Source organism: Lutibacter maritimus (assembly GCF_900116115.1).
In the GTDB taxonomy this organism is placed as follows: domain Bacteria; phylum Bacteroidota; class Bacteroidia; order Flavobacteriales; family Flavobacteriaceae; genus Lutibacter; species Lutibacter maritimus.
This window is the reverse complement of sequence record NZ_FOZP01000005.1, coordinates 284,795-296,920: the sequence shown is the minus strand read 5'-3', so window position 1 is coordinate 296,920 and position 12,126 is coordinate 284,795. Positions and strand designations below refer to the sequence as shown.

4 protein-coding genes are annotated in these 12,126 nt (G+C 28.3%); all 4 read left to right on the top strand.

Annotated features, from left to right (window positions below; all coding sequences use genetic code 11):
- On the top strand, window positions 1-2,493 hold a 2,493-nt coding region (locus tag BM335_RS10095; protein WP_177219189.1), incomplete at its 5' end, for a T9SS type B sorting domain-containing protein.
- A gap of 3 nt (window positions 2,494-2,496) precedes the next feature.
- Window positions 2,497-3,432: a PorP/SprF family type IX secretion system membrane protein gene (locus BM335_RS10090; protein ID WP_090226489.1), complete on the top strand. Its 936-nt coding sequence runs from the start codon at window positions 2,497-2,499 to the stop codon at window positions 3,430-3,432.
- A gap of 16 nt (window positions 3,433-3,448) precedes the next feature.
- Complete coding sequence (locus tag BM335_RS10085) at window positions 3,449-5,347, top strand: OmpA family protein (RefSeq protein ID WP_090226746.1); 1,899 nt, start codon at window positions 3,449-3,451, stop codon at window positions 5,345-5,347.
- Window positions 5,348-5,449: 102 nt separating this feature from the next.
- Entirely contained in the window at window positions 5,450-12,058 is a 6,609-nt protein-coding gene (locus tag BM335_RS10080) for an alpha-2-macroglobulin family protein (RefSeq protein ID WP_090226484.1), read from the top strand.
- The last annotated feature ends 68 nt before the right edge of the window (window positions 12,059-12,126 follow it).

Sequence of the window (12,126 nt, the reverse complement as noted above, 5' to 3'; positions counted from 1 at the left end):
GGTTGTGAAAGTATTTCAAGAGTTGTGGTAAATGTGATTATTACAACAGTTCCGCCACCAACAATTTCTGAAAGCACGCAAACTTTTTGCAAATTAGACAATCCTACAGTTTTAAACTTATTTACAAATGACATAAATACCATTTGGTATGAATCCGAAAATTCAACAACACCGTTAAATTCAAGTGATTTATTAATAGATGGTGAAGATTATTGGGCAGCTCAACTCAATAGTTTAAATACTTGTGAAAGTTTGTTAAGAACTAAAGTGAATGTGACACTTACAGAAACACTTCCTATAAATACTCTCACTTCAAACCTAACATTTTGTATCAATGAAAATGCTACAGTTAATAATTTAAATGCTATTGAAAATAATGTACAATGGCATACAGACAATACTTTTAACACTCCAATAAATAGCAATGAACCTTTAATTAATGAACAAACTTATTGGGCAAAAATTACAAATTCAACTTCAAATTGTGAAGGTGTTACAATATATCAAGTAAATGTTTCTATAATTAACTTACCAGCTCCAACAACTAATAAAAATACTCAATATTTTTGTGCTGATGAAAATGCTACTATTTTTAATTTACAAGTTGAAGGTGAAAATATAAAATGGTATAGCTCAGAAAATTCAACAGTTCCATTAAACAATTCTAATGTGTTAGAAAATGGAAAAATATATTGGGCAACACAATCAGATAGTATTATTGGATGCGAAAGTATTACAAGATTACCTGTTTCCGTTTTTATAAATTCTAAAATTCCACCAACCAAACAGGTTATTAATAAAGTTTATTGTGAAATTGATAAACCAACCATAGCAAGTTTAAGTTCTGATAATGTTGTTTGGTATGCTTCTGAAAATTCAACTGTTGCTTTAAATGCTAATGAACTTTTAGTGAATGGTGAAGATTATTGGACAACTAATATTGATACTTCAACTGGCTGTGAAAATATAATAACTACTGTTGTAACTGTTACTATTAATGTTGTAAATCCACCATCAACTAGTAGTTTTAATCAATCATTTTGTGAAATTGACAATCCAACAATTTCAAATTTAAGCATCGCTGGAAGCAATATAAAATGGTATAGTTCAGAAAGTGCTACTATTGCATTAAACACAAATGAAATTTTAATAAATGGAAAAGACTATTGGGCTACACAAACAAATGTAACTGGTTGCGAAAGTGCAAAAAGAATTAAAATTACCGCTTTAATTAATTCAATCCAACCTCCAACTACAAATGAAGAAAATCAATATTTTTGTATAAGTGAGTCTCCTACGGTTGCAAATTTAACAGCCATCGGAAATAATATACAGTGGTTTGATTCTGAAACAGATACAACACCTTTAAATTCAGCAAATTTATTAATTGATGGTAAAAATTATTGGGCAACACAAACCAACGCAACAACAGATTGTATGAGTAAATCTAGATTGGTAGTAAAGGCGCATATTTTAAATCTTCAAAAACCAACAACAACACAAATAAATCAAGTATTTTGTAAATCAGACAATCCAACCATTGCTAATTTACAAATTAATGAAACTGCTGCATGGTTTGATTCTGAAACTTCAATTACACCTTTAAATTTAACCGACTTACTTATAAATAATAAAGAATATTGGGCTGCACAAACAAGTACTTTAGTAAACTGCGAAAGTATTGAACGAACTAAAGTTTATGTTACATTAACCGATGTAGCAGAAGCTGTAATTACAAATACCAATCAATATTTTTGCGCTTCAGATTCACCTACAATAGCTAATTTAGAAGCAAGTGGAAATCAAATTAAATGGTACGCAACTGAAACTTCAACTTTACCATTAGGAAATTCTGAATTGTTGGTTGATGGTTCTACATATTGGGCGGTTCAATCTGCAATAAACAATGGATGTGAAAGCTCTAAAAGAACTAAAGTTCTAGTAACCATAACTTCTAATAATCCACCAGATATTATTGAAAAAGGTGAAGAATTTTGTAAAATTAGCAATCCAACACTTTCTAATTTAAACTCAAAAATTGTTTCACAAAATGGCGGTACAATAACTTGGTATGATTCTTACCCAAATGGATCACCTTTAAATATGACAGATGTATTAATTGATGGCAAAACATATTTTGCAATTGAAACAGCAAACGGCTGTTCAAGTATAAATCCATTAGCAGTAACTGTAGATTTAAACAAGTGCGAAATGTATGACATTGAAGTTTTTGATGGATTTTCACCGAATGGAAATGGTATAAACGACACTTTCACAATTAAAAATTTAAGAACATTATATCCTAATTTTAAAGTAGAGTTTTATAATAGATGGGGAGCATTAATTTACACTGCAACTTCATCAAATGGTGATTGGAATGGTAGAAAAAATGGAAATGGAGAATTGGTTCCTGCAGGTATTTATTATTTCATAATACATTTTAATAAAGACAATAAAAAACCAATTCAAAAAAGATTGTATTTAAGTAGATAAAGAATGAAAAAACTAATAATTCAATTCGTAGTACTTTTTTTACCTCTTATGTTGTGGGCGCAACAAGATGCTCAATACACACAATATATGTACAACTTGAGTGTTATTAATCCGGGTTATACAACTGATAATTTTGGAGTTTTAACGTTGGGTGGTTTACACAGATCTCAATGGAGTGGTGTTGTTGGTGCGCCTAATTCATCAAATTTATTTGCGCATCTTCCAATTAATAATAAAATAGAAGTAGGAATGTCTATTATCAACGATAATATTGGCGATGTTGTTAAAGAAAATAACTTATTTTTTGATGTTGCTTACAAATTAGATTTAGAAGATTTAGGCAATATTTCATTTGGAATAAAATCGGGTTTTACATTATTTGATGTAAACTTTAATGGATTCGCATTAGAATCGGGTGATATTTTTACAGATCCAGATTTTGAAAATAACATCAATAAAACTTTCTTTAATTTTGGTACTGGTATTTATTATAATACCGAAAACTATTATGTTGGGCTTTCGGTTCCAAACATTTTAAGTTCTAAACATTTAGATAGAAACAATGGAAAATATCAAGGAACTGAAAATTCACATTTTTACTTAACTGGAGGTTATGTTTTTGAATTAGACAATCAATTTAAAATAAAACCTGCTTTTATGCTAAAATCTGTTAAAGGAGCTCCGATAACTTTAGATTTAACCGCCAATGTTTTGTATAACAACAAAGTAGAATTTGGTTTAGGATACAGAGTTAAAGATGCAATTAGTGGTATGGTTAATTTTAGTGTAACACCTGAATTTAGAATTGGTTATGCTTATGATCATACAATTTCAAATTTGGGTCCGTTTAGTACAGGATCTCATGAAATTATAATTCTTTACAATATGTTTCTTTCAAACTTAAATAAAGGGTTTGATAAATCACCACGATTTTTTTAATAAAATGCTTATAAAAATGAAAAAAACACTATTCATACTTTTTATTCTTTCATTTTGCGCACAGCTTATATCGGCCCAAAATTTAAAAAAGGCAAACTATTTATTTGAAAAAAATGCTTATTTAAATGCTGCAGAATTATTTTTAAACGAAACAGATAAAAACCAAGAAGTTTTAGAAAAACTGGGCGATTGTTATTATTTTAATTCAAAAATGACCGATGCAGTTTATTGGTATCAACAATTAATTAAATCTTATGAAAACTCTATTCAGCCAACATATTTTTTCAGATATTCACAAGCGTTAAAGGGAATTAAAAAATTTAATGAAGCTGATAAATGGTATAAAATATATGTCAATAAAAAACAACCTAATACATTTAACAACCAAAGTACAGTTCAATTTATTAAAGATTTAAAAGAACAAAACACAGAAACATATTTACTAACTGATGTTGCAATAAATTCAGTTTATTCAGATTTTGGAGCTTCCTATTTTGGAGATAAAATTGTTTTTGCTTCAAACAGAAATCAAGGGAAAAATTTTGAATGGAATAATTTACCTTATTTAGATTTGTTTCAAGTAGATATTGACCAATTAAACGACAGTTCAAAAGTTACACCATTTTCAGAAACTATTAACACAAAATTACACGAGTCTAACGCAGTTTTCACATCCGATGGAAAAACCATGTATTTTACTAGAAATAATTTTATAAATGGCAAAAAGGGAAAAGATGCAGATAAAATTACACATCTTAAAATATATAAAGCTGAATTATTAAATAATGAATGGACAAATATTGTTGAATTACCTTTTAACGGAACAAATTACTCAGTAGAACATCCTGCTTTAAGCAGCAATGAAAAACAACTTTATTTTGCATCTGATATGCCAGGAACAATTGGTTCATTTGATATTTTTGTTGTTGATATTTTTGATGATGGTTCGTACAGTTCCCCTAAAAATTTAGGACCAACAATTAATACTGAACATAGAGAACAATTTCCATTTATGAGTGCTGAAAATGAACTTTATTTTGCATCAAACGGGCATTTTGGAATTGGTGGTTTAGATATTTTTAAAAGTGAGCTCACTGAAAATGGCTTTGCAAAACCAATAAATTTAGGAGAACCAATAAATAGTAATTTAGACGACTTTGCATTTATAATCAATACTAAAAATAACAGTGGATTTATTTCATCAAACAGATTAAATGGTGCTAGTAATGATGATATTTATAGTTTTACATATAAAAAATCAATTTTTGTAACCGGAATTGTTCAAAATAAAAATAGTTTAGAGTTGTTGCCTGGCACTTTGGTAACTTTATACAACAGCTCAAACAAAATTATAAATGAAATAACTGTTGGTGAAAACGCAAGTTATTCTTTTGAAATTGAACCAAATACAACTTACAAACTAAAAGGATCATTAAAATTATTTAACCCTACAACCATTGAATTTTATACAGATAACAAAGGAAATATTAATAAAAATATTCTACTACATTTAGAATCTTATGAAGATGCTGAAAAAAATATTATTGTAGATAATGGAAAAACTCAAATTAAAATTAATCCTATTTATTTTGATTTTAACAAATGGAATATCAGACCAGATGCTGCAATAGAACTTAATAATGTAGTTTCAATTATGAAAAAATATCCTGACATGGTTATTGAAATTGGCGCACATACTGATGCACGCGGAACGGAAAAATATAACTTAGAATTATCACATAAACGGGCAAAATCTGTACGTGAATATTTAGTAAGCCAAGGCATTTCTAATAACAACGTGAAGTCTGTTGGTTATGGCGAAACTCAACCACTTAACAATTGCACAAAACCAGGAATGTGTAAAAGTGAAGCATACGATATCAATAGGCGTTGTGAATTTATAATCTTAAACTAAAAATTAAAAAAACCGCTAATTAGCGGTTTTTTTAATTCATTTTTTTCTTTTTGCAATTTTAGGCATCACTTTTGCTAACTTTACTTTAATAAATATCGTATTATGAAAAAAATCATCATTCCAATTCTAATCATTTTATTTTCGTCACTTACAAATGCTCAAAATAATACTCAAAATTTTAAAGAACTTTGGAATGAAGTTCAAAAATTTGAATTAGATAATTTACCAAAATCTGCTTTAAAAGTTGTAGAAACCATTTATGCAAAAGCAAAAAAAGATAATAATACTTCACAAATAATTAAATCTCTACTGTACAAATCAAAATTTGCTTTAACACTTGAAGAAAATGCACAACTTTTAATTGTAAACAACTTAAAAAAAGAGATTTCAGAAAATGCTTTTCCAACAAAAAACATTTTAGAAAGTATTTTGGCTGATGTTTATTGGCAATATTTTCAACAAAATAGATGGAAATTTTATAACAGAACTACAACAGAAGAAAAAGTAGATTCTACCGATTTTAGAACTTGGGATTTAAAAACAATTTTTACTGAAGTTCAACATCATTACAACAACTCCTTAAACAATAGTTTAGAAGCTCAGTTAACCAAATTAGATAATTTTGACGAAATAATTGATAGTAGCAAAGATTCAAAAAAATTTCGTCCAACTTTATACGATTTTTTAGCACACAGAGCAATTGATTTTTTTAAAAATGAAGAGCAAAATATTACAAGACCTTCTTATAAATTTGAAATAAATGATGAATTTTTATTAGGAAACAATATCATTTTTACATCAAAAATTATCACCTCAAAAGACAGTATTTCAAACCACTTGCAAGCTTTAAAAATTTATAAAAATCTAACATTATTCCATTTAAAAGATAATAATCCAACGGCACTTATAAACTTAACACTTGAACGTTTAAATTTTGTATATACAAATACCATTTTAAATAATAAAGAAGCATTATATCTAACAACACTGCAACAGCTAAAAGAACAATTTAAGAATAATGAGGCTTCAACAGAAATTGACTATGAAATTGCAAAATTGTTTAATGAACAAGCCAATTTATACAATCCAAAAACAGCAACAACACATCAGTTTAAACGTAAAGAAGCATTAGAAGTTTGCAATAAAGCAATTGCCAATTATCCAACATCAAACGGTGCAAAAAAATGTGAAATTTTAAAGGATCATATTTTATCTAAACACATAACAATCAAAACTGAAAACTATGTTCCAATTGAAACAAATGCTAGATTATTAATTGAATATAAAAATTTAGAAAAGGTATATTTCACCGCCTTTAAAATAGATAAAAATCAACAAAATAAATTCAATAAAATTTATAACGATTCTTTAAAAACTGAATTTATAAACACCTTAAATCCAAGTTTAAAATGGGAAACAACACTAAAAAATGAAAGCGATTTTCAACAACATGCTACAGAAGTTTTACTTCCTAAAATGAGTGCTGGAAATTATTTAATTATAGCTACAGTTACAAAAGAACTTAAATATGATGATAAAATTTTTGCATACAACTATATTCAAGTTACCAATATAGCATTTATTGAAAATAGAGAAAACAATTTATATGTTTACCAAGTAGTTGATAGAAATACGGGGAAACCTATTGAGAAAGCACAAGTTAATTTAAAAAATTATAACACAAGTAAATACAATAAAGCAATTAACAAAAATTTTGTGACTAATAGCTTTGGAACCTTTACTTACAAACCTAAAAATTCTCATAGAAATATAATAGCTACAGTAAAAACTGAAAATGATAACGCAACTTTTGGAGACTTTTATTTATATGAAAACCGATATAAAAACCCAATAAATGATCATAAAAAACCACTTATAAAATCTTTTATTTTTACAGATAGAAGTATTTACAGACCTGGACAAACTATATATTTTAAAAGTATTTCGTTAAAAAGTTTAGATGATAAAACAGAAGTATATACAAATGATTTTGTTGAAGTTTCGTTAAAAAATCCTAATGGTGAATTGGTAAAAAAATACAATTTAAAACTAAATGAATTTGGTTCAGTTAGTGGAGAATTTATTTTACCAACCAACGGATTAAATGGAGCATATACTATTTTTATAAATAAAAGCTCTGAAAATGGCAATAATTATAATGCTGTTAACTTTAATTACACAAGTCAATCTATTGCTGTTGAAGAATATAAACGTCCAAAATTTGAAACATCTTTTAAACCCGTTACTGAAACCTATAAATTAAATGATAGCGTTACAGTTTTTGGTGAAGCAACAGCTTATGCCGGAAGTACAATTAGCAATGCAAAAGTAACGTATCGTGTAAAAAGAACTGCCAATTTTCCGCGTTGGTATAGCTGGAGATTACCAAATTATTACCAATCCGAAGACTTGGAAATCTCACAAGGTAAAACCATAACCAATAATGATGGAAGCTATAAAATAACTTTTAAAGCACTGCCTGATTTAAAAGTTTCAAAAGAAAGTTTACCAACTTTTAATTATACTGTGTATGCGGATGTAACTGATATAAATGGTGAAACAAGAAGTGCTGAAACATTGGTAAAAGTTGGTTATCATGCATTGGAAGCAACTGTTTCTATTCCATCAAAAATTGATAAAAATGCAAAAGATAATTCAGTTATAATTAATACAACTAATTTAAATAATCAATTTATACCAACTAAAGGAACACTTAAAATTTACAAATTAAAAGCACCTAAAAATCCTTTAAGAAACAGACCTTGGGAAGCACCCGATTATCAAGGTTTTACAAAAGCTGAATTTGAAAAACTGTTTCCTCACGATCCATATTCAAATGAAGAAAACGACATAAATAATTGGGAATTAGGTAATTTAGTTTTTGAAAAAGAATTTAACACAAAAAATTCTAAAAAAATTGAATTAGGAAATCTAAAAAAATGGGAATCAGGTAATTATAAAATTATTTTAGAATGTAAAGACTCATTTAATCAACAAGTTATAGATGAACAATTATTTGAATTGTATGAAAAAAATGAAAATGTAATTGCAGATAATACTTTGTTTGTAATAAATACAGATAAAGACGTTTACAAACCAAACGAAACTGTAAATCTTCAAATTGGTTCAGCATCAAAAGATATTACAGTTATGGTTTCTATTGAAAAAAATCATTCTGTAATTGCTACGTATTATATACACTTAAATAACCAAACAAAAACAATAAAAATTCCAGTTTCTGAAACTGATTTAGGTGGTTTTGCCATTAAATATTATTTTGTGAATTATAATAGTTTTCAAAATGGAACATTATTAATTTCAGTACCACATCCACAAAAAGAATTACAAATAGAAACACTTACTTTTAGAGATAAATTACAACCTGGAAGTACGCAAACTTGGAGTTTTAAAATTTCAGGAAATACCGCTGAAAAACTAACTTCAGAAGTTTTAGCATCTATGTACGATGCTTCTTTAGATGCATTTAAAACGCATAATTGGCAATTTAACCCAATAAATTACCCAACGTATTACTCGTATTCAAATAGCAACGCAAATAATAGCTTTAAAACGCTTCAATTTGTGGTAAAAAATCAAACTTTTAAAAACTTAAATTTTCCAACTCAAAATTACGATGCTTTAAACTGGTTTGGATTTAGTTTTAACAATAATTACTGGGTAAAACAACAATATTTAAATAGTATTAGAGAAGTTATTGTAAAAAATACTTTTGATGCTACAAAACCTGCAGGTTATATTTATGGAACCGTTTATGATTCTGATGGTTTACCATTACCTGGAGTTTCAATTATAGTAAAAGGAACTACAGTGGGTGTTACTAGTGATTTTGATGGAAAATACACCATAAAAGCAACCAAAGGAGATAAACTTACTTTTAGTTTTATTGGTATGAATACTTCTGAAGTTACTATTGATAAAAACAACATAATTTCTGTATTTCTTTCTGAAAGTAGTGAAAGTTTGGATGAGGTAGTGGTTACTGCTTTAGGAATTAAAAGAAATAATAAAGTTTTAAATTATGAAGTAAATGAAGGTCTTCAAGTTGAAACAGTTGCCGATTCCGAAATAGTACTCAGAGGTAATGCGTCATTAGATTCAAAAGCACAACCAATTTATATTGTTGATGGTGTAGTTTATGAAGAAAATCCAAATTTAAATCCAGATGAAATCGCTTCTGTAAATGTGTTGAAAGATGCTGCTGCAACTGCTTTATACGGAGCCAAAGCTGCAAATGGCGTTATCATTATTACTACAAAAAGTGGTTCATCAAAAACTGAAAATGAATTATTAAAAGTTCAAACCAGAAAAGATTTTAAAGAAACTGCGTTTTTCTATCCACATTTAACAACCGATAAAGATGGAGCTATCAGTTTTAATTTTACCATTCCAGAAGCATTAACACGATGGAAATTGCAATTGTTAGCACATACTAAAGATGCAACTTCGGCTATAAAAACGCTAACAACTGTTACACAAAAAGAGTTGATGGTAATTCCAAATCCTCCACGATTTTTACGTGAAGGTGATGAAATTGTGTTTTCAAGCAAAATTGCGAATCTGTCTGATAAGAAACTAAACGGATTTGCGCAATTAATTTTAACCGATGCTATTTCTGGAAAAGAGATCAACCATTTAATTAAAAACAGTTCAACAACACAAAATTTTACTGTTGATGAAAAAGGAAATACCAACGTTAGTTGGAAACTTATTACTCCTGAAGGAATACAGGCAATTCAATATAAAATTGTAGCAAAAGCAGGCGATTTTAGTGATGGCGAACAAAATGCTTTACCTGTTTTATCTAACAGAATGTTAGTTACCGAAACGTTACCAATGTGGGTTAGAAGCAATCAAACAAAAACTTTTAACTTAAATAAGTTAAAAAATAACACCTCCACTACACTCAGCAATCATAAATTAACGTTAGAAATTACGTCAAATCCGGCTTGGTACGCTGTGCAAAGTTTACCATATTTAATGGAATATCCGTATGAATGTGCCGAGCAAACTTTTTCTAGATATTATTCTAATACGTTGGCTAGTCATATTTTAAAATCGAATCCACGTATTCAGGAAGTATTTAATCAATGGCAAACCAGTGATGCCTTAGTTTCTAACTTAGAAAAAAATGAGGAGTTAAAATCTATCATTATTCAGGAAACTCCTTGGTTGCGAGATGCACAAAGTGAAACAGAACAGAAAAAACGAATTGCGTTATTATTCGACTTAAATAAATTGAATAACGAGCAGGAAATAGCCATAAAAAAATTAGAAGAAATGCAATTTGGCAACGGTGGATTTCCTTGGTTTAAAGGAAGTAACTATCCAAACAGATATATTACACAACACATTGCAACTGGTTTTGGGCATTTACAACAACTAAATGTTGATTTAAATGCTGATTCAGAAAAAATTCAAAACATCATTAAAAAAGCAGTGCGGTTTTTAGATGATGACATTGAAGATGATTACAAAAAATTACTTGTTGAAGCTAAAAAAATTAGAGAAAAAGCAAATAACAAACAACAAGGTTTAAAAGATGAAGAGGCGTATTTAAATAGCAATCATTTAGGTCATATTCAACTACAATATTTATATATGCGTAGCTTTTATACAACTATAAAAATTGATAAAAATCTACAAACAGCCATTGATTATTACACCAACCAATCAGCTACGTATTGGAAAGATTTCAATTTATATTCTAAAGGATTAATTGCTCTAATTCAACATAGAAATGGAAATAAAGTTTTAACAGCCGCCATTTTAAAATCATTAAAAGAAAATAGTATTGTTAGTGAAGAATTAGGAATGTATTGGAAAGAAAATACCCCAAGTTGGTATTGGTACCAGGCGCCTATTGAAACTCAGGCATTATTAATTGAAGTATTTTCTGAAATTGAAAATGACATTACTACAGTTGATGAATTAAAAATATGGTTATTAAAAAACAAACAAACTAATAGTTGGAAAACTACCAAACAAACTACAGAAGCCGTCTACGCTTTATTATTACAAGGAAGCGATTGGTTAGCTGTAAATGAAACGATTGATGTAACTGTTGGAAACAAAAAAATAGAACCTTCTAAATTAGAAAATGTAAAAATTGAAGCCGGAACAGGCTACTATAAAACAGCTTGGAATGGCAGTGAAATAACCAATGAAATGGCTAATGTAACTATAGCTAAAAAAGATAAAGGTATTGCCTGGGGAAGTTTATATTGGCAATATTTTGAAGATTTAGATAAAATTACATCGGCTGAAACTCCTTTAAAATTGAGTAAAAAATTATTCTTGAAAACAAATTCTGATACTGGTAAAAAACTAACAGAAATTAAAGAAACCTCAACTTTAAAAGTGGGCGATTTAATTAGTGTTAGAATTGAGTTAAAAGTAGATAGACCAATGGAATTTGTGCATATGAAAGATATGCGAGCCAGCGGATTAGAACCTATAAATGTGTTATCTAGCTATAAATACCAAGATAATTTAGGATATTATGAAAGCACCAAAGATGCTGCAACCAACTTCTTTTTTGACTATTTACCAAAAGGTGTCTATGTTTTTGAATACGATTTACGCGTAAATAATGCGGGTAATTTTAGTAACGGAATTACAACCATACAAAGTATGTATGCACCAGAATTTAGCATTCATAGCAAAGGTGTTAGAATAAAAATAGAAAATTAGTTATTGCTTTTTAAATTTGAAACTTTATAACTTTTCAACTCAATAATGTACATTTGCATAAAAATTAT

Coding starts and splice junctions, on each gene's coding strand:
- BM335_RS10085 (WP_090226746.1), top strand. CDS start 3,449: ATGAAAAAAACACTATTCATACTTTTTATTCTTTCATTTTGCGCACAG.
- BM335_RS10080 (WP_090226484.1), top strand. CDS start 5,450: ATGAAAAAAATCATCATTCCAATTCTAATCATTTTATTTTCGTCACTT.
- BM335_RS10090 (WP_090226489.1), top strand. CDS start 2,497: ATGAAAAAACTAATAATTCAATTCGTAGTACTTTTTTTACCTCTTATG.